Below are 20,801 nucleotides of genomic sequence, written 5' to 3' on the forward strand. Positions count from 1 at the left end.
AGACCGTCCGAAGACAGTCCTTTTAACAATATATCTAATTGTAATGAATAAGCAAGCCTAGAGCAAAATGCGGCGTGGATCTGCCAATAAGCTTGCGATATAACGGGTAAATACCGCAGCATCGGCGCCATTAATAACCCGATGATCGTAAGATAAAGATAACGGCAACATCAGACGCGGCTCGAAAGATTGCTTACTAGCATTCCAACGCGGCTGCATACTGGCTTCTGATACCCCTAATATTCCTACTTGCGGCCAATTTACCAGTGGCATAAATGTGGTACCACCTAAGTTACCTTGACTAGAAATCGTAAAGCTCGCGCCTTGTAATTCTTTAGCCGTAAGTTTCTTATCACGCGCTTTAACCGCAAGCTCGCCTATTTCAATGGCGATTTGCTTTAAGCCTTTATCTTGCACATTTTTGATAACAGGTACAATCAGGCCATCATCCGTCGCGACCGCAATGCCCATATTGACGCTTTTACGTAAGATAATTTGGGAATTATCGTCACTCAAATGACTATTAAAGCGTGGATGCTGGGTTAATGCATAAGCAGTTGCTTTAACCACAAAAGCCAAAATAGTGAAGCCGATACCTTCCGCTTTCATAGCGCCTTTGAGCTCACCACGTAACTTTTCAGTGTCTGTGATGTCAGACAAGTCAAATTGCGTTACTTGCGGCAGCAAAGTATTGTAATTGAGCTGCGGTATCGAGACTTTTTGTAGGCGGCTTAAATCTTGTACTTCGCTCTCGCCCCATATCTCAGTATTACTCATATCAGGTAAGCTTGGCAGGCTTGAGCTTGCCATATTACCACTCGCAGGCGCAGTTTTTTGCTTGCTCAAGCTGTCTTTTACATGGGCAAACAAATCTTCTTTTAAGATACGATCGTTAAGGGCTGAACCCGTCACTTGAGTAATATCAACGCCTAGCTGACGCGCAAGCTTACGCACAGCAGGACCAGCATAAATATCGACCATTTTTTCGTTGACTTGCGATTCGGTTAGCTTATCATTTGCAGTGCTAGTATTAGTCGTAGATTTAGCGGCTTGTTTAGGCTCACCAGTCGTTTGCTTGTTGGCTTTTTGGTCTAAATCAGCGCTCTTATCTTCTGCTTCAGCTGGCTTGGACGCTTGCGTCTCAGAAGTATCAGCCTTAGATTCACTAGCATTATTCCTGGCGCTCTCTGAACCTTCACCAATAATCACGATAAAGTCTTGACCATTGGCGACCATATCGCCCGCTTGCACCAATATTTTTTCAACCTTGCCTGCTTCTGGTGCTGGCACTTCGACCGACGCTTTATCAGATTCAATAAGTAGAATTGATTGATCCGCCGTGACCATATCACCGACACTGACCATAATCTCAGACACTTGCGCTTCATCAACACCTAGATCAGGCAAGGCGTGTGTGGTTGCTTTTCCTGCTTGCTCGCTTGCTTGGTTTGCTGGTTGAGAAATATTTTCCTCAGCTGGATTAGTATCTGCTTGCTGATTATCCTGCGCTTCACTTTGTTTGTCGGCAGCAGCGTCTGTTTTGTTTTGTGTATCAGCGTTAGTGCTTTGGCTGTCACTGTCGTTTTCATTGTTAGCATCAGTATCGCTTTCAAGCTCAATGAGCACCATGCCTTCGCTGACTTGATCGCCGACTGCTACGCTTATTTTAGTCACTTTACCGGCAGCCGAGCTTGGTACTTCTACTGAGGCTTTATCAGATTCTAATAAGATAATATTGTCATCTTTTGCAATAACGTCGCCAACTTCGACCATAATCTCACTGACTTCGGCGCTATCAACACCCAAATCGGGGGCTTTAATGTCCATCCGTAATTCTCCTTATATTATAGTTGCCTTGTCTTTGGGCTATTCTTTGACGTCGTCATCATTGAGTAAGGCGGCATCGGCTGGATCTTCTGCGCGGCCTTCGCTGCTTATTTCGTCATCATCTTCACTGACAAACTCTGGCACAGGGTTCGGATGTACATTGTCAGGGCCTGGGGCATCTGGGAAATGATCATAATGAGGCTGTTGTTGCCATGCAGGCGGTTGATCCGCTTCGATACCAAAGCTTGAAATCGCATCTTTTACCAGACGCATCTCAACCTCACCTTCATCAGCTAAGCGCTTAAGTGTCGCAACCACAATGTGCGCGGCATCGACATGGAAGAAGCTACGTAATTGCTCACGAGTGTCCGAGCGACCATAGCCATCAGTACCTAAAGTCGTATAAGGGCGATTGTCAGGTAACCATGCGCGGATTTGTTCTGGATAATTGCGCATATAATCGGTCGCTGCGACGACGATACCTTCGTGCGGGGCAAGCTGTTCGGTCACCCATGGCACCACTTCTTCATCCATTGGATGCAGGCGGTTATAATCATCACAAGCCATACCATCGCGGGTCAGCTCGTTAAAGCTGGTTACGCTCCAGACGTTAGATGAGATATTAAACTCATCTTGTAGTATTTTCGCCGCTTTTTGCACTTCACGTAAAATAACGCCTGAACCTAATAGCTGAACTTGGCTTGAACCATTGTCTTCTAGCAAATACATACCACGCTTGATGCCTTCTTCGACACCTTCTGGCATGGCAGGTTGTTCATAGTTTTCATTCATCAAAGTTAAGTAATAATAAACGCGCTCGCCCTCACCATACATGCGGCGTAGACCATCATGCATAATCACTGCCAGCTCATAACCGAAACAAGGATCATAAGTCACGCAGTTCGGTACGACGTTGAATAAAATTTGTGAATGACCGTCTTGATGCTGCAACCCTTCGCCGTTTAGCGTGGTACGACCAGCCGTTGCGCCAAGTAAGAAACCTTGTGCCTGACAGTCACCTGCTGCCCATGCCAAGTCGCCAACACGCTGAAAGCCAAACATAGAGTAATAAATATACAGTGGAATCATCGGCAAGGCGTTGACAGAATAACTGGTTGCCAGAGCAATCCATGTACTCATTGCGCCCGCTTCGTTAATCCCTTCTTCTAACATATGACCATCGATGGCTTCTTTATAGCCCATCAAAGCTTCACTATCCTCTGGCGTATATTTCTGTCCAGAAGCTGAATAAATGCCCAATTGGCGGAACATACCTTCTAGACCAAAGGTGCGTGCTTCATCAGGAACAATGGGCACAACGCGATCTTGGATGTCTTTATTTTTTAGCATCGCTGCTAGCAAGCGCACAAACACCATGGTAGTCGATTGCTCTTTACCATTACTGCCTTTTAGCACGCGATCAAAAATCGACAACTCTGGAATATTGAGCGGGATATGACCACTACGGCGATTGGGCAGATGACCACCTAAGGCTTCGCGGCGTCCTTTTAGGTATTTCATCTCCAGCGAGTCTTCTTTTGGACGATAGAACGGTAGCGTCTCTAACTCTTCATCGGTAAACGGCAAATCAAAGCGATCACGGAAGTACATCAAGGCTTCATGATCAAGTTTTTTGATTTGATGCGTCTTATTGACCGCTTGCGCTTGGTTAGACAAACCATAACCTTTAACCGTTTTTACTAAGACCACGGTCGGTTGGCCTTTGGTTTTCATCGCTTCACTAAAAGCCGCATAGACCTTCATCGGATCATGACCGCCACGGTTTAAGCGTGAAATATCATGGTCAGACAGCTCGTTTGCCATCTCCTCTAGTTCTGGGTATTTACCGAAGAATTCTTTACGGGTAAATTCAGGCGTACGCGCTTCATATAGCTGATATTCACCGTCGACCGCTTCTTCCATGCGATATTTAAGCACGCCGGTGGTATCCTTATCTAACAAGGTATCCCACTGACCACCCCAAATCACCTTAATCACGCGCCAGCCTGCACCGCGGAATACCGACTCAAGCTCTTGAATAATCTTGCCGTTACCACGCACAGGACCATCGAGACGCTGTAAGTTACAGTTGACGACCCAAATTAAATTGTCCAACTTCTCACGACCAGCAAGCGAAATGGCACCCAAGCTTTCTGGCTCATCGGTTTCGCCATCACCTAAGAAGGTCCAAATCTTGCGATCTTCTTTTTCTAGCAAGCCGCGGTTTTCCATATAGCGATGCACGTGCGCATGATAAATGGACATAATTGGGCCCAAACCCATCGACACGGTTGGGAACTGCCAATAATCTGGCATCAAATATGGATGCGGATAGCTTGACAGACCCTTGCCGCCCACTTCACGGCGAAAATTATCTAATTGCTCTTCATCTAAACGACCTTCTAAATAAGAGCGCGCATAAATACCGGGCGCTGAGTGACCTTGATAATAAATCATGTCACCGCCGAAGTGATCGCTTGCCGCCCGGAAGAAATGGTTAAATCCTGTCTCATAAAGGGTCGCACTTGAAGCAAAAGTTGCTAAGTGACCGCCTAAATCATCATCGTTTTTATTGGCACGCATAACCATTGCCAATGCGTTGTAGCGAATCAAAGCTCGAATTTTACGCTCAATTGTCAAGTCACCTGGGTACATTGGCTCATCTTCAACCGCGATGGTATTGATATAAGCGGTATCGAGACGGTTAAATGGCAGTCCTTCTTGTACCGCCATGTTGTATAACGCTTTTAATAAAAACTGCGCTCGATCCTTATCGGCATGTTTGATAACCGACTCAAAGGCTTCCAGCCATTCTTGGGTTTCGGTGCTATCAGCATCCTTATAATAGTTCATCTTTATTAATCCTTTTTATCAGTCAGTCCTGCATGATGGCAGGGTGTTATTAAATCAGAGTATGTACGTATCTTAATGAGCAATCGATTGAATTGGTGCGTTACCTATAACGTCCTTTCTGCATATAAGCATGACATTATTATTCAGGGTTATAACAGAGACTTCTAAATAAATCGTATCACTGTAGAGTAGCATTAGGCGCGAGTAAACACCGTTGCAAAATTAAACGGTAGCCACTATGCAATTCTCACTATCAAATGATAATGACACTCTATTATAGGTACTTATTGTGGATTTGTTTATAGCTATGGAGAAATGCCAATATGACAAGTATTTTTGAAATAAATAGTGGATATTTTTTTGCGATACTTCAGAATATTGTTTAGTCGTTTTATTTTACGGAGCCATTACTTAAATTTAGCATTTTGATGTGTTTGGTCATACTAAAACTGCCTTTCGTCCGTTTTTAGAGCTGCTATAAGAGAATTGGTAAAAAATATTTATAATCTAGTAGAGAGCTATAAAAACAAAAGCGTACATATTTATAACTGCACAGATTAGCAAATATTCACCACCCCTATAATTAAATAGCATCTTCCTTATAATTACCTCATAATCTCTAAATAATGAAGGTGATATCTCATTTAACATTGATACAGTCAGCAAGTAGATAGCGATATGAGAATTGAGGAAGAAATATACTATGAATTGCCTTAGATTTTTAAAGGTTATTTTGTCAACAGTTTTATTATTTATGCTTTCATTAACTCTGGGATATGCTAATAATGGAGTAAAAATGGAACTGACAACTAATAAAGTAGTGAGTGATAAGCAAGGCAAAGTAGTTTATATACCTGTCAGAACTGCTCCAGTAGGCACTATTATCCAGTATAAAGTCATTTATACTAATACTTTAGCCAAAGATATCAATGACTTAATTATTACTCTACCAATTCCTTCAAGTATGACATTTACTGGTGAAGCACATCCTGCTAGCGCTCAAGCTAGTACCGATGGAAAAAACTTTGCTGATATACCCTTAGTGCGTCAAGTAGCTGGAAAAATGACTAATACGCCGCTTTCTGAATATCGCTATATCCGTTGGAATATCAAACTTTTACCTGCAAGAAAATCTGCCAATGTATCTTTAAATACCACGGTAAATTAGTTTTCTCGAAATACTTATTACCTTACTATAAGGTTGTTCTTATGCCTCGCACTAGCATTCAAGCCACTGGCTATAAAAAACCTTTATATACTGTCTTATCAGCTGCGTTACTATTGTCAGCGGTTTCTTGTGTATCAACTACAAGTCTTACGCCAAAAGAGAATACATTAAAGACAGCAGATTACTGTCGCAGCAGCAACGATACTAAAACTCTAGCACCTTCTAAATCACAAAGCGTACAGCAGCGTGCTATGGATTGCATGCTGAACGAATTACAAACTTATCAACAAAAAAACATGAGCGCGCGGCAACAATACTTTGCTTACAAAGCCCAAGCTTGGCTAAACTATGCAAATCATAAAGACAGTATGAATAGTCGCTCAGACGTTGGTATGGAAGCTGCCCAAACGGCAGAAAATATCTTGCAAGCATTAAAAAATGATAAAGTTGAAGAGCTTGCACTTATTGAAGACATTCCGTCTACTTCTGCGCTCATGCGACCTGATTTATGGGCAACGTTAAGCGCTCTTAAAGATAGCGGCGGTATCAATAGTGCGCCACGCGAAATCGCCTTTAGCGAAGTCTCATTAATATGGGCAGCTACCGACCAATGTGAGCGCGGCGCAAAATCATCGAACAGTCACTTTCGGATGGCAGACCGCTGGCTTGAACAAGCGCGCGAGGCTTTTGTAAATACCCATGATTCAAAAGCGAACGTCGCTTTAGAAGCGCTTATCGTGCGTTATTATGAAAAATACGCTCCTTTAGATTCAAGCGATGATACCTGCAATGGTCAAATATTACCGACAATCAATAAAAATCAAGCACCTTATTAAAAGACTAAACGATTAATACAATCTCATAAAATTGCACAAAAAAAGCCGACATCATGTCGGCTTTTTTATATTCGTCATTTGGCTCAAAACTCTTGTCTAACTCAATAAAAATTAACGGTTTTTACGCGGTAATTTTTCTGGCAGATAGCAACGCAGATAAGCGATAGACGCCGTATTGGCTTCTTGCAAATACTTCTCAGTAATGCTTTGATGACGGCGATAAGAAACCGTAAAGATGGCATTGATGATGCTGAAGGTAATCAATAATACATCTTGAATATCTTCGAATTTTGGCATCTCATAACGCTCTGATAAGCGTTTATAGACCAATTGCACCACTTGATTGTCCATATGCTCACCATAACTATCCCCTTCAAAATCAGGCGTATTGGTGTCATAAATCAATTTGGCTTTAGTTTGATCCTCATCAAATATTTGTACACAGCGCTCAATCAACGCGGTCAAGTACGCTTGCCATCTGTCATAATCAACCGTTTCAACCGTTGTCAGCACTTCTAAAATATCGATGGCATTTAAAAAACGCAGTGCTAAAAATATCGCTTCGATATTAGGGAAGAAATGATAAGCAGAAGCTCTTGGAATACCCGCTTCTTCGCAGACAGCTGCCAAAGTGATGTCGTTAATTGCTTGAGTTTCACTCAATTTTTTCGCGCCCATCAATAGTTTTTGACGGCGTGCGCGACCTTGTTGACTGGTAAATTTGAATTTATTTGGCACTAGCTTTTTCGCCAGCTCAGAATCTACCAGTACATCTTCAATCTTGTCGTCTTTATTTTCAATCATCATAAATCTCTTAAGGTTACGCCCTAACTTTATATAGTCTTCATCAGATAGTATTTGTCCTAAATCGAAGGACTATTTTCTATCAACCGGCAATTTGGGCCAATAGCACCGCTACTATACTAAAATGAAGCAGCATGATAAACGCTTGTAAACTATCAAGCAAGGGACATGAATAGGTTAAAAAATAACTCACTAATTACTAAGTAAACAGGGTTAATTGTGAAGTTTAATTTTCGCTCTTATAATACCATGATCGATGACTCTATCGGCATAATCCCACTTTAAATGATCATTAAAATAGTCAACTCGTTCAACCTGACCAAGCGAAAACTTACTATCAGGTAAAAACTCTTCTGAAACAAACAGCTGGTCAATTACTTCAGGCATACCTTGATAAATATGCGTATAAGCAACATCTTTCATCCAACCATAACGTGCTTGGATACGAGCGGCGTCAAATAACGCGACATCGCGCATACTTTTATCATAATTGACTTCGCCTGTCTCGCTCATCAGTTGGGTGGTCACGCTACCGGTGACATCGTTCATATCACCTAATAAAATCAGTGGCTCACGCGTATGATGCAGGCGCTGAATAATGGACATACGAATAGAAGCGGCCTCTGCGGCGCGCATACACAAACTACGCAGCTTGGCACGAACGCGAATATTTGGATCGTCCATATCCTCTAGCAACTGACCGTTTTCATCGCGTAGGAAAAAAGCCCGTTTGCTTTTTAAATGCGCGGTGACAATCGTAATCGGTTGTCCAAAGGCATTGACTCGTAATACAAGCGGCGGACGATTAAAGCGCTGATAAAGACCGATATCAGGAATATCAATGACCGCTTTTGGTTCTACCTGTTCTAACAAAGTGTTTTCTAACTGCTCAAAACGCGTAATAATTCCGACAGCTGGCGTATATTGCGCGCCTTTGCCTTGGGTATAAGGACTGGCCTTATCATTACTTGCCAGCGGAATAACCACATGCTCAGGTTTGAATCCTAACCCTACTGCCAGTGCTTCAAGCGCCTGACTGTCCCATACTTCTTGTACGGCTATAATATCAGCATGGGCCTTTGCCAGTAAGTCGGTAATGCCGTGCAGCTTATGCTGGTATTCGTTGTCGCTATAAGCCGGCGCGTTTTCATAATAAATTCGATTAGGGTTAGCAAAATTAAGTAAATTGGCCGTTGCTATATAAAATTGCTTAGGGCTATTGTCTTCAGCGTTATTAACCATGAATTACCTATTATTATTACTATTATTTTTATTTTTATTTTTATTTTTAATAATTGTCTTTTTTACGAGTAACTGTTTTTGATGATTGTCTTTGTTTAATAATGGCTATTTTCTAAAATAACCTTTTACCACTCTATATTCATACATAATAATATACATTAAAAAAGCCTCCAAAGACATCTTTGGAAGCTTTAAAATAACATAAAACTGATTATATTTATGAGTTAGCAGAGCCAGTTCTACAATCAAACTAACTCTAGTAATGAAGGAGTAAGTTTTCTTATCCTTTGCTTACTTATATTAAACACCTCATTAGTTAAACTTAACTTATATGTTTAGCAAAAAGCAGTTCAACAAAACGTAACTTATCCTTCATTTTTTAAGGCTAACCTGACTTATAGCCAGTATCTATGAACTCATCGCTTTATTACGATACACGGTTCCATGCGTCACGTGAGGCACGGCGTGCTTCATTCCACTCTAGGCGCGACTCACCTTTCACTTCATGCCATGAGCGCTCTAAGTCTGATTCATGGTCTTCAAAACGAGCACCAGCTGGATAACGAGCACGATTTGCATAACCTACTGCATACGCTGGGTGTAAATCGCGGTCAAAGTCGTGACCTTCACGGTAATAATCGGCATTGGCATGTTCTGCGCGCCAGTAAGCTTCTTCACGAGTAGGATCAATCGCTTCTGCTGCTGCGTGACCTGCGCCGCCACCAACGATAGCACCAATAGCTCCGCCAATTAAAGTACCTAATGGGCCTGCCATCGTACCGATTGCCGCGCCTGCTGCTGCACCGCCAACACCACCAATACCAGTACCAATTGGATGTGAACCTGGCTCACCTGTAATTGGATCGGCGTTTAAATCTTCTCTGCTTTCCTTCGTCATATGCTTAACGGCAGTACGGTCAATAGCATCATGGTCATTGATGATATTGTCGTTTTCATGACCGACAACTCTATTGCCATTAATATCACGGTCAGTGCCTGCTAAGCGGCGATCGTTATCATCGATAATACGCTCTCTGTCGCCCACTTCAACATAATCATCATTCACTACGCGGTTATTAGGGTCGGTAATACGTCCATCGTTATTCATAATATTATCCTTAAATTATTTGTTATATATTAGATTTATTGTTCACTCATTTATAAAGCGTTAAATTTAACAAACTATGCAATATTAGAATTAACCAATAAAAATAATTGCTAAAAATTACCTCTTATAAATCAGCAGTATTGCTTGATTCATCTAAAGTATAGGAACTTATGGATAATGACCGATACACAGATTATGTAAACTATGTCCAAATTACGATTGCCTTGCGTTACAGCCTGTATCTTTATCACTATTTTGTAGGGCAGCAGAGTATTTTGAGTAATTTATAAGCGTCTATTCACTAATGCCTTAATTTTTCATTTAAATATTTATAAGACTTTTAGCGCTCTATCAATCGCTTGTTGCCACTTATCAAGATGCTGTTCACGCCTATCTGCAGACATCTCAGGCTCAAAGATGCGATCAATCTGCCACGAGGCTTGTATCGTAGTCTCATCGTATAGACCGGTTTTTAATCCCGCTAATAAAGCTGCACCTTTAGCGGTAATCTCTGTGTCTTTAGGGCGTAGCACCGGTACGCCTAACAAGTCGGCTTGAAACTGCATGAGCAAGTCGTTATTCGCCGCACCACCATCTACTCTTAATTCAGTCAAAGGGTGCGGGCTGTCTTTTTGCATGGCAATCAGCACATCGTAAGTTTGATAAGCAATGGCCTCGAGAGCCGCGCGTGCAATATGGGCTTTGGTTGTGCCGCGGCTCATACCAGTAATACTGGCATTGATATCTGAGCGCCAATATGGCGCCGCAAGCCCTGTAAATGCTGGCAGTAATACCACCTCCTCACTACTATCTACCTGCCGCGCTAAATGCTCAACCTCACTGCTTTGTTGAATCATGCCAAGATTGTCACGCAACCACTGCACGATAGCGCCCGCCATAAAAACACTGCCCTCTAAGGCATAAGTGACTTCTCTTTTGGGCGGCTGTAGCAAGCGTCTGCCAGACTGCACAATTTGATCAAAGGATAGATTGTCTGGGCGGGTTGGCGTTGATTTGCGTTGCCAAGCAATGGTCGTCAGTAACTTATGCTCGCTCAGTTTCGGCTCTTTACCAATATTCATCAGCATAAAACAGCCGGTGCCATAGGTATTTTTTGCCATGCCTGCATTGAGGCAACCTTGCCCAAACAGCGCCGCTTGCTGGTCACCTAATACCGCCTGAATGGGAATTTGTTTAGCGAACAGTCCTTTTTTGGTTTTACCAAAATCGCCATCAGACGGTAGTACCTTGGGCAATATGTTCATCGGTATCCCAAAGCAGGTACATAGCTCCTCCGACCATGCCAGCTTATGGATATCATATAATAAAGTACGACAGGCATTGGTCACATCGATGACGTGTTCGCCGCCGGTTAATTTATAGATAAGCCAGCTGTCTATGGTACCGACAGCAATCTCCCCTTTATTGGCGCGTACTCTTAATTTAGGATCATTTTCTAACAACCACGCGATTTTACTGGCGCTAAAATATGGGTCTAAGCGTAAGCCTGTGATACGTTGTATCTCGCTTGCCATATCAACATGCTTATCATCAGTCTTACCGCTCGTGCTTTCTGCAGCAAGCGTTTTGCAATAACTGGCGGTACGGCGATCTTGCCAAATAATGGCAGGCGCTAAAGGTTTGCCCGTTTGCTTATCCCACATCACGATAGACTCACGCTGATTGGTAATTGCAATACTGGTAACATCGGTCGCAAGCAACCCGGCCTGATTAATCACATCATGGGCACAGCTAATCTGTGTCTGCCAAATCTGCTGCGCATCTTGCTCGACAAAACCTGCTTGCGGCGTCTTTAAGGTTGTCGGCTGCTGGGCCATTTTAATCGGGCGGGCATGGTCGTCATACAATATTGCGCGGCTCGACGTCGTACCTTGATCTAGCGCTAAAATATATCCTGCCATTACTCGCATCCTATTTTATATAATGTTATTTTTTATCGGCTAATTTTTATCTGGTTTTATCACTGATTTATAAACCAATTCATAAATAATGCCATTATCTATCTTGAAGCTAGACACTTAACATAAAACTGGTGTCCATTCAACGCAAAATAAGCGAATAGTGAGCATTGACCCGTCACCATTGTGCCACTACAGTGTACGCTTTGTTATGAATAACCAATTTTTGCTTTCTATTAATGGTCTATAATATTGCCCTGTTTGACTACCTACTAGAAATTTTGCGCTTTAAACACTTTGCATTCTAATTAATGGCTTATGTGACTTATGAAATTTGCTTTATCGACTCTGTCTACTGCTGTGATGACGGTTACGCTCATGGGCTTAGCCGCGTCTCACTCCGCAAACGCCAATGATGATATTAACACGCCCCAAAATGAAGTAGCGCCCGTTGTCGTGACGCAAATTGTTGACGCGGATACGCCAAGCAGCATGCAAGACAGTAGTGGTATTAAAAACAGTGTTCAAGAAAACGGCACTCAAATAACTCACACTCAAACTGATAAAAACCTTGCGCAAAAAAGCATCATAAAAAATAAAGCCGCGCCGATAGAAACACAGCCAGTTAAAGCTGAGTCAAATGGTCATTTAACCACCCTTATCGATCCTATTACCCATAAAAGCATTGAAAATAGCTATCCTTTAGAAGTATCGAGTCTGCTTAGTCTTGAGCAAGCGCAAAATATTTTATTGCAAGTTTCACCAAAAATCGCCGCCAATCAAGCCGCGATTGCTGCCAGTGAATATGAAACCGATGCCTTAAAAACCATCGACCACCCGTTAGTATTTGCGCGCGCCTCCGCCACTGCTTATAACTTGGACGCCGATGTTGATTTATCGTCAATTAAAAACGGTATTATCAACGATGTGAATAGTAGTATTGATGGTATCAACCCGCCGATAGACATAGAAAATTTGCCAGACTTTGGTGAATTGGTCGGTGACCGTATCCCAGATACTTACGATTTGAAACGTTCGGGTTCAACGACGGGCGCAGGCCTTGGCGTGGTATGGCCTATTTATACCGCTGGACGCACAGCGGCATTGACAGGCGCTTCCACTGCTCGCACCCAAGAAGCCGTTGCTGATAGCATACTAGATACCAACGAGCTGTATAACACCTTAGTTGAGCGTTATTTTAAGGCACAGTTGGCGATTATTGCCGCTTATTTACGTGACGATGCTTATGATACGGTGCAGCAAGTTGACCATATGGCGCAGCGTCTGCTTGAAGAAGGCTTTATCTCCCGTGTCGATCGCTTAGAAGCCCAGTCGGCGCTTGCCGATGCAAAAAGCGAATCGGTCAATGCTAATAATGATGCGCGTCTGACAATGATGGCGCTGCAGCGTCTATTGCGTACCGATTATCGTATCAAACCCAGCACGCCTTTATTTGTCTCAAGCCGTCCTCTGCCTGATGTGAATTACTTTCAAGACTTAGCACTGAATAATCATCCAGGTTTGCAAAAAGTTGCCGCCAAACGAGCGCAAGCGCAGCAGCTGCATGCGCTATCTGATACGGGTTACAAACCTACGGTCATGCTTTATGGCTATAGCCAAGTTGAAAAAGACCCCAGTTGGGTCGCTGGTATTTCAGCCAGCTGGAAGCTTTGGGGCGGGCTAGATAAAAAGGCGTCTTTAGCTTCCAGTAACGCCAAAATACGCCAAGCAGATTTGTCAGAGATAGAAGTCAGTGACAATTTATTATTGCTCGTCGAAAAAAACTGGCACGATGTCAATAACGCCCAATCACGCTATCAAGCCTTGCAAAGTAATGTGGATTTGGCAGCAGAAGTATTGCGCTTACGTCAACTTGGGCTACAAGAAGGCCTGAATACGCCCATCGATGTGGTACAAGCTCAGACACAATACCTCAAAGCGCGCACCGAGCAAGCGCAAGCAGCAAATACTTATGTCCAGTCGCTTGCCGCCTTGATGCAAAGCTGCGGTACGCCGCTTGCTTTTAATGCTTACTTGAACGCCGCTGATATTCGTCTACCAACCCTATATGACAAGTAGCTTATTTAGTAAACCGTATTCAATAATCATATGAATTGCTAAGATTAAATAACGCCAACACTACTCTGCTTATTATCGACTTTATCGCTTTAGGAATCTCACTGTCATGACTGAATCTAATAACGAATCAGGCGACTCACGAAAACTACCTGCTACAGACCAAGCTACTGAAACAAACCGCAGTCATCATGAGCAAACGCCCGTTGATGCTGATGCGATTAATGGTACTAAACCGACTGAAGCCGTCTTTGATAGTGCTGATAGCGTCGATAGCACTAATAGAATCGACAGCACTGATAGTGACCAAGAACAAGCGGTGCCGCCTTATAAACGCGAGCCTGCAAACGCGGATAAATCTGTCGGTATTAAAAAGGCGATTTTGGTACTTCTTGTGCTGCTTATATTAGGGGCAATTGCTTATGGTTTGTATAAAAGCAATCAACACAATGCGCCTGAAGTCATCACCTTACAAGGTCAAATGCAAATGCAGCAAACGTCTATTGCGGCAAAAGTGCCGGGGCGTATTGCACAAATCATGGTCACAGAAGGCGATGCGGTGACAGTCGGTCAGCAGCTTATTGAAATGGACTCACCTGAAATTAACGCTAAAATCAATCAGGCGCGCGCTGGCAAGCAAATGGCGCAAAGCCAGCTTGATAAAGCAGAAAACGGCGCCCGCCCACAAGAAATTGCCCAAGCAAAAGCGGCTTGGCAAGCCAATAAAGCGGCGTCTGATTTGGCAGAAAATACTTATCAGCGCGTCAATCGTCTTTATGAAGAAGGTCTGATGGCACGGCAAAAGCGCGATGAAGCTTATGCGCAGTATCTAGCGACTCAAGATAAGACAGAAGCGGCGCGCTTGCAGTATGATTTGGCAAAAGAAGGCGCTCGCAGTGAGGATAAATCTGCCGCAACCGCCCAAGTTGCCCAAGTCGATGCGCAACTAGAAGAAGCATTGGTCGCTAAAGAAGAAGCCAATCTAAAAAGTCCGATTGCCGGTATCGTGGATAATGTCATCGTCAACGCGGGCGAAGTCATTGGGCAAGGTGTGCCTATCCTAACTTTGGTTAATACCGACGATCAATGGGTAGTACTGAACGTCACTGAAACCTACCTAAACCAGTTTGCCATAGGGCAGCGTTTTATGGGTACGATTCCTGCTTTATCCTCGCCTGAAAAGCCTTATACCAAGCAGTTTACCGTTTATGCAACCTCAACCTTATCTGACTTTGCTACTTGGCGTCCGACCAACAACAACGATGGCTTTGATGTGCGCACCTTTGAAGTTAAAGCGCGACCATCTGCTCCTGATAGACGTATCCGCTCGGGGATGAGCGTGGTTGTCAATATCAATCCAGCCCTTGCCAATCAGACCAAAGAGTAAACCATGCGCCTGACTGAGCAAAACGGGCAACGCGGCGGATTAATCGGCGCCTTTATACGTAGTGCTGGCTACGAGCGCCGGTTTTTAGCCAAAAACCCGTGGGATTTGAGCATGGTGGTCTGGATACCGCTTGCGACCGTGCTCTTGATTTGGTGGATTTTTTCACAGATACAAATCACCGACTTGCCCATCGGCGTCGTGGATAACGATCGTGGCCCTGTTGCCAATACTGCGGTGCGTTATTTGGAAGCCAACCCAAACCTGACGGTCAGACAGCTTTATCACTCGCCAGCAGCAGTAGAAGCAGCGCTCCTGCAACGTGATATCTATGCGGTGGTTATTATTCCAGAGGATTTCTCGCGCAATATCTCATCGAGTAAACCGGCGCCGATTGTATTGCAAGTAAATGCCCAATACGGTACTCATTCCGGCATCATCCAAACCAGTGTCCAATCGGTGACTGGTACACTATCGGCAGGCGTTGAAATACAGCGTTTAGTCAAAAAAGGCATGGCCCCATCACAAGCGGCGATTGCTTACTCTCCCATTGGTATTCAACGCATCAGTTTGTTTAACGCAGCAACCGACTATCAACAGTTTTTAGCATCAACCGTTATCCCAGCACTGCTGCATATTTTAGCCATGGTCATTGGCGCGACGACCATTGGGCGTGAATTGCGCGATAAGAAAATCGGTATTTGGTATGACTTTGTTAATGGTGGTCAGCCTGATTTAACCACTATTAAAGACAATGAGATTCAAGGTAGCCAAAATAAAGACCGTCAGACCACGGCCGTTTCAGTCTTAACTGAAGATAATCAAACACTCATTGAAGATACTACGCCAAGAAAAGCTAGTGTATCAGTTTTGCTTTTTGGTTTATTGGGTAAGTACTTTTGGCCCATGCTGGCTTATAGCTTATGGTCAGTTTTAGCGTTATGGCTCGCCACGCCGCAGCAAGCGGTTGCTATCAGCTCAATCATTGCGACTTATATCGGCCTTGTATTGCTAATGATGTTGTCATTTTGGCTGGGTGCGATATTTACCTTAACCTCATTTTCGTTACGCATGGGTTTATCGTCAACCGGATTTATCTCAGCGCCTTCTTATGCCTTTGCTGGGGTAACATTTCCCTATATCGCCATCAGTAAAAACGCTCAGCATTGGTCGGATGCCCTACCACTGACCCATTACCTTAAGCTGCATATAGCGCAATTACAAATGCAAGCGCCGGTTGCCATCTCATTACCCATCGTCTATGGACTGACGCTTGCAACGATTGTCACTATGTTTTTAGCCGCCTTATTGAGCAAGCGCGCGCTCGCACATCCTGAACGCTGGGGAGCCCGCTAATGGTTATGACACCAAAAGAACCTTTATCTCAAGAAAACCTCATAGCAACAAAAAATCAGCCTTCTAGTGCTATGTTAGAGGCAAAAAGTCATTCGCCAGCGCAAAGCTTTTTCGGCAGTTTTTTGCAAACTATCAAAGACGTCTTTTCTGATAAAGGCGTGCTACTACTGCTCATGATTGCGCCAATTATTTATGGCTTCTTTTATCCTTGGCCCTATTCAACCGAAGTGGTCAACCATGTGCCCGTTGGTATTGTCGATCAAGACAATACTAATCTGTCTCAAACCATCGTTCGTTATGCCAGTGCCAGCCCGCAGCTCGATACCAAGCGTTTTTTAAATGAGCAAGACGCTCAAGAAGCGATATGGTCCGATGACATCGCTGGATATATGATTATTCCAAGCGGACTTGAGCAGCAAGTCCTATCTGGCAAAGCAGCGAGCGTCAGCGTATTAGGCAATGGGGGTTATTTTCTGTTAAATAAAAACGTTCAAATGGGTTTTTTGCAGGCGGTCAGTACGGTTTCAGCGGGCGTTGAGATTAAAAAAAGCGTGGCGCAAGGGGCGTATTCTGCAACCGCAGCGGCAAATACCCAAGCGGTACCGTTAAGAATCATCCCTTTGTACAATCAAACCGAAGGCTATGGCGCTTATGTGGTGCCAGCAGTCGCTATTCTTATTCTGCAACAAACCCTGTTGATGTCGACAGCGATGTTAATTGGCACCTGGTATGAGCAGCGTCGTCATACTGCCAGTATTCGCGGCTGGCTTGGCCGTATTGCAGCGCTTAGTATGTTTAGCTTTATCATCGGCTGCTTTTATTATGGTTGGACCTTTGAGCTGCACCATTATCCACGTGGTCAAAACATGCTTGGCAGCTTGTTATTTCTGCTGCTGTTTTGCCCGACAGTCGCCACGCTTGGCTGTGTGTTTGGGCTCTGGTTCCGTCAGCGTGAGCGCAGTATTCAAATCTTGATTTTTAGCTCGCTACCGATGTTTTTTGTCAGCGGATATCCATGGCCTGCCAATCAATTACCAGAATTTTTACAAATCATTCGCTGGGTCATACCGACGACGCCTGGTATCAATACCTCTGTTCAGCTCAATCAAATGGGCGCGAGTGTGGCGCAAGTCGCAACTGGCTTTTATGCATTGGCAGGATTGTGGGCGTTTTACTTTTTATTACTGCTACTTTTCCGCTGGCGTACCAGCCAAAGCAAAACCGCTTTTTAGCATAAAAATATATGGATAGTATTGGCATTTATGCTATAAAAAATACCTCAAAAAAGCGCCTACTCAAGAAGCAGGCGCTTTTTTATTTATTTGACTTGATGGTGTTTGGTTTAAAAAACGCGATTTAAACCATTGAGAGCGGCGACGCGATAGGCTTCTGCCATCGTTGGATAGTTAAAAGTTGTGTTCACAAAATACTCAAGAGTATTGTTGCATTTCATGACCGCCTGACCAATGTGAATAATCTCTGAGGCATGATTGCCATAGCAATGAATGCCTAAAATCTCAAGCGTCTCACGGTGGAACAAAATCTTTAACACGCCCGAACGCTCACCAATGATTTGCGCCCGTGCCAGATGTTTAAAGAACGCCTGCCCGACTTCATAAGGGACTTTTTCATCGGTCAGCTCTTGCTCAGTTTTACCGATACAAGAAATCTCAGGGATGGTATAGATACCTGTTGGCACGCTTGATACTGGCTCGGCATCGCTATCGCCAACCATAAACGCCGCCGCACAGCGTCCTTGATCGTAGGCCGCTGATGCCAATGAGGGCCAGCCAATGACGTCACCAGCGGCATAGATATTTTCGACGCCGGTACAATAGGTATCATCCACTTTTAGCTGACCACGACTATTGGCTTCCAGCCCAATGGCCTCTAAGTTTAAGCCCTCTGTGTTACCCGAACGCCCATTTGACCAAAGAATGGCATCTGATTTGATGCGCTTACCGCTTTTTAGATGCAAGACCACGTAATCATCGTGAGTTTCAAGGTGGTCAATCTCTTCATTGCTACGAATCAAGACGCCAAACTGTCTAAAGTCATGAGCGATGGCATCACTAATTTCGCTGTCTAGATAATTGAGCAATTGATTTTGGTTATTAATTAAGTCAACTTTATAGCCAAGACCAGTAAAGATTGAGGCATACTCACAACCAATAACGCCTGCGCCATAAATGATGATTTTTTTGACCACATAATCCATTTGCAAGATTTTATCAGAGTCAAACACACGCGGATGGTCAAAGTCTAAAATATCAGGACGATAAGGACGACTACCAACGGTAATAATGGCTTTATTAAAGGTCACGGTTTCAAAGACGCCGTCGTCCTTTTCGACACTTAAAGTATGCGCATCAACAAAGCTTGCCCAACCATGAATCACATCAATACGGTTGCGCTCATAAAAACGGGTGTGGGTGCTTACTTGATTACGGATGACGCGGCGCGCATTAGCGAGCACGCGGTTTAGGGGCACTTGCTGATACTCCATCGCCTTGGTAAACATAGGATCGCGGCGAAAGTTAATCAAGTTAAAGACCGATTGACGCAAGGCTTTACTTGGAATCGTGCCCACATGGGTCGAGTTACCACCAACCTGTTCACGCGGATCAATCACCGCAACTTTTTTGCCAGCCTTCGTCAGCTTCATCGCCGCCGCTTCACCAGCAGGCCCTGCGCCTAGGACAACGGCGTCATATTCATACTTATGCTTATCGCCTTTGATGCGCTGCGAGTCTTTAGTAAAAGGAGTTTTAATATCGATGCGGATATCATCAAGCGGATTGACCAAATCAGGGTGATGCATGATATCTTCAGTGACTTGCTCATGGGTTTGCTCAATTTTTGCTTTTTTAGTTTTGCCTTCAGTATGCTCAGGGTTCGGCGCGCGGCCGCTTTCTTTATTAGACACTTCGGTATGAATGTCTTTACCCGTGTCATTGGTCGCGTCGCTTATCGGTTTGCTTCCCATCGTATCCTCTTTTATTAATTTATAAATCTGTGTGTTTTTTAGACTATGAATGTCTACAAGTAACGATCAAGTTAGACCCATAGCGCTAAAGCGTGCCTACCATACGTGCTGATAGGATATTTTGCAATATTGGCGACAGTTACGTTATCGCCATAGCCGTTATTCGTTATACGCTGTTGCTTAATCCCTTTAGCCGATACGGCGTTTAAGTCCCGTCATCTGCAAGATACGTGTGGCAATCTCTTCAACAGACATCTCAGAGACATCAAGACTCGGAATCCCTTGCGAGATATAAATGCCCTGTATGGCGCGCTGTTCTTGCTGACATTGCTGATAGCTAGAATAACGGCTGCCCGCGCGGCGTTCTTGGCGGATTTTTACTAAGCGATCGGTATCGATTAACAAGCCAAATAACTTGTGCTTATGCTCACGTAAGGCTTTTGGCAATTGATTGTCGTTTAAATCTTCTTCGGTTAACGGATAGTTTGCCGCTCGAATACCAAATTGTAGCGCCAAATACAGTGAGGTTGGGGTTTTACCAGAACGCGAAACGCCGATAAGAATAATATCCGCGGCATGATAATGACGAGTACGTGCGCCATCATCGTTATCTAGCGCAAAATGCACGGCATCGATACGTTCTTTATAAGTTTCAGAATCGACATTATCGTGGGCATGACCCGAATGCGCGTCCGGCTCGACGCCCGTCTCTTCTGCGACTCGGCCGATTAACCCTTCATACATATCCAAATTACAGCTATGCGCTGAGTTAATTTTTTCACGAATTTCAGGGCTAACAATCGTATCGAACACCAAGGGCAGCAAACCGTCGCGCTGATAGGCCATATTGATTTGTTCGACCGCCTCTTCGGCGCGCTCTAAGCTATCAACATAAGGCAACACCCGAGTTTCAAAAGGCACAGAGGCAAATTGACTTAAAATGGCGCGTCCAAGGGTTTCTGCGGTAATCGCCGTCCCATCAGAGATAAAAAACGCCGTTCTGATATTTTGGTCGTTATCTACTTGCAACGCTTGTTTGTTTTGAATGGTCGGCTTGGCGGCTTCTGGCGGATTATTTACAAACATAACGTGAACACCTTGGTTAAGATCTCAATAGGCGCTTTTATTTAGCGCAGAAAATCTGTAGCGGTTAGTTTCTTGTGCCCTATATTATACGCACAATAGCTGTCTAATAGAAATCAATGTTACAGGCGTACACTTAGTAAGTACGATGTAATAAGG

At 43.9% G+C, this 20,801-nt stretch carries 14 protein-coding genes; 6 read left to right on the forward strand and 8 right to left on the reverse strand.

What is annotated here, in order from left to right; genetic code table 11:
• Nucleotides 1-57 precede the first annotated feature (57 nt).
• Both B3R91_RS13375 and aceE read right to left on the reverse strand, forming a co-directional pair.
• The gene (locus B3R91_RS13375) at nucleotides 58-1,827 is read right to left on the reverse strand and encodes a 2-oxo acid dehydrogenase subunit E2 (RefSeq protein WP_286798160.1); all 1,770 of its coding nucleotides are present in this window, start codon (nucleotides 1,825-1,827) and stop codon (nucleotides 58-60) included.
• 39 nt (nucleotides 1,828-1,866) lie between these two features.
• Nucleotides 1,867-4,680, reverse strand: a complete 2,814-nt coding sequence (gene aceE / locus B3R91_RS13380; protein WP_191692513.1) for a pyruvate dehydrogenase (acetyl-transferring), homodimeric type — start codon at nucleotides 4,678-4,680, stop codon at nucleotides 1,867-1,869.
• Nucleotides 4,681-5,476: 796 nt separating this feature from the next.
• Here aceE and B3R91_RS13385 point away from each other — a divergent pair.
• Nucleotides 5,477-5,848: a hypothetical protein gene (locus B3R91_RS13385; protein ID WP_223808581.1), complete on the forward strand. Its 372-nt coding sequence runs from the start codon at nucleotides 5,477-5,479 to the stop codon at nucleotides 5,846-5,848.
• Nucleotides 5,849-5,889: 41 nt separating this feature from the next.
• Nucleotides 5,890-6,684, forward strand: coding sequence for a hypothetical protein (locus B3R91_RS13390; protein ID WP_286798162.1), 795 nt, complete (start codon nucleotides 5,890-5,892; stop codon nucleotides 6,682-6,684).
• Nucleotides 6,685-6,795: 111 nt separating this feature from the next.
• Here the strand turns inward: B3R91_RS13390 and B3R91_RS13395 are convergent, their stop codons facing one another.
• The 4 genes from B3R91_RS13395 to glpK all read right to left on the reverse strand — a co-directional run bounded on the left by B3R91_RS13395 (nucleotide 6,796) and on the right by glpK (nucleotide 11,760).
• Nucleotides 6,796-7,488, reverse strand: a complete 693-nt coding sequence (locus tag B3R91_RS13395) for a TetR/AcrR family transcriptional regulator (RefSeq protein WP_286798184.1) — start codon at nucleotides 7,486-7,488, stop codon at nucleotides 6,796-6,798.
• A gap of 213 nt (nucleotides 7,489-7,701) precedes the next feature.
• Entirely contained in the window at nucleotides 7,702-8,730 is a 1,029-nt protein-coding gene (locus tag B3R91_RS13400; RefSeq protein ID WP_286798164.1) for an endonuclease/exonuclease/phosphatase family protein, read from the reverse strand.
• Nucleotides 8,731-9,157: 427 nt separating this feature from the next.
• Nucleotides 9,158-9,628 (reverse strand): hypothetical protein, encoded by a 471-nt coding sequence (locus B3R91_RS13405; protein ID WP_286798185.1) that lies wholly within the window; start codon nucleotides 9,626-9,628, stop codon nucleotides 9,158-9,160.
• Between the two features lie 539 nt (nucleotides 9,629-10,167).
• Entirely contained in the window at nucleotides 10,168-11,760 is a 1,593-nt protein-coding gene (glpK, locus tag B3R91_RS13410; protein WP_286798165.1) for a glycerol kinase GlpK, read from the reverse strand.
• A gap of 324 nt (nucleotides 11,761-12,084) precedes the next feature.
• Here glpK and B3R91_RS13415 point away from each other — a divergent pair, with 324 nt between their 5' ends.
• From B3R91_RS13415 to B3R91_RS13430, 4 genes are all read left to right on the forward strand, one after another.
• Nucleotides 12,085-13,836 (forward strand): TolC family protein, encoded by a 1,752-nt coding sequence (locus B3R91_RS13415; protein ID WP_286798166.1) that lies wholly within the window; start codon nucleotides 12,085-12,087, stop codon nucleotides 13,834-13,836.
• Between the two features lie 106 nt (nucleotides 13,837-13,942).
• Complete coding sequence (locus B3R91_RS13420; protein ID WP_286798168.1) at nucleotides 13,943-15,220, forward strand: HlyD family secretion protein; 1,278 nt, start codon at nucleotides 13,943-13,945, stop codon at nucleotides 15,218-15,220.
• Nucleotides 15,221-15,223: 3 nt separating this feature from the next.
• A complete protein-coding gene (locus tag B3R91_RS13425) occupies nucleotides 15,224-16,573 on the forward strand; it encodes an ABC transporter permease (RefSeq protein WP_201591355.1) in 1,350 nt (449 codons plus the stop codon).
• A gap of 71 nt (nucleotides 16,574-16,644) precedes the next feature.
• Nucleotides 16,645-17,805 carry an ABC transporter permease gene (locus B3R91_RS13430; RefSeq protein ID WP_190295553.1) on the forward strand — a complete coding sequence of 387 codons (1,161 nt, stop codon included), beginning with the start codon at nucleotides 16,645-16,647 and terminating at the stop codon, nucleotides 17,803-17,805.
• Nucleotides 17,806-17,915: 110 nt separating this feature from the next.
• Here the strand turns inward: B3R91_RS13430 and sthA are convergent, their stop codons facing one another.
• Both sthA and ppsR read right to left on the reverse strand, forming a co-directional pair.
• On the reverse strand, nucleotides 17,916-19,559 hold the full coding sequence (gene sthA, locus B3R91_RS13435) for a Si-specific NAD(P)(+) transhydrogenase (RefSeq protein ID WP_068404833.1): 1,644 nt from the start codon (nucleotides 19,557-19,559) through the stop codon (nucleotides 17,916-17,918).
• 189 nt (nucleotides 19,560-19,748) lie between these two features.
• Nucleotides 19,749-20,645 (reverse strand): posphoenolpyruvate synthetase regulatory kinase/phosphorylase PpsR, encoded by an 897-nt coding sequence (gene ppsR, locus B3R91_RS13440; RefSeq protein ID WP_068404832.1) that lies wholly within the window; start codon nucleotides 20,643-20,645, stop codon nucleotides 19,749-19,751.
• Nucleotides 20,646-20,801 lie beyond the last annotated feature (156 nt).

The organism is Psychrobacter sp. UBA6291 (genome assembly GCF_002439405.1).
GTDB lineage: Bacteria > Pseudomonadota > Gammaproteobacteria > Pseudomonadales > Moraxellaceae > Psychrobacter > Psychrobacter faecalis.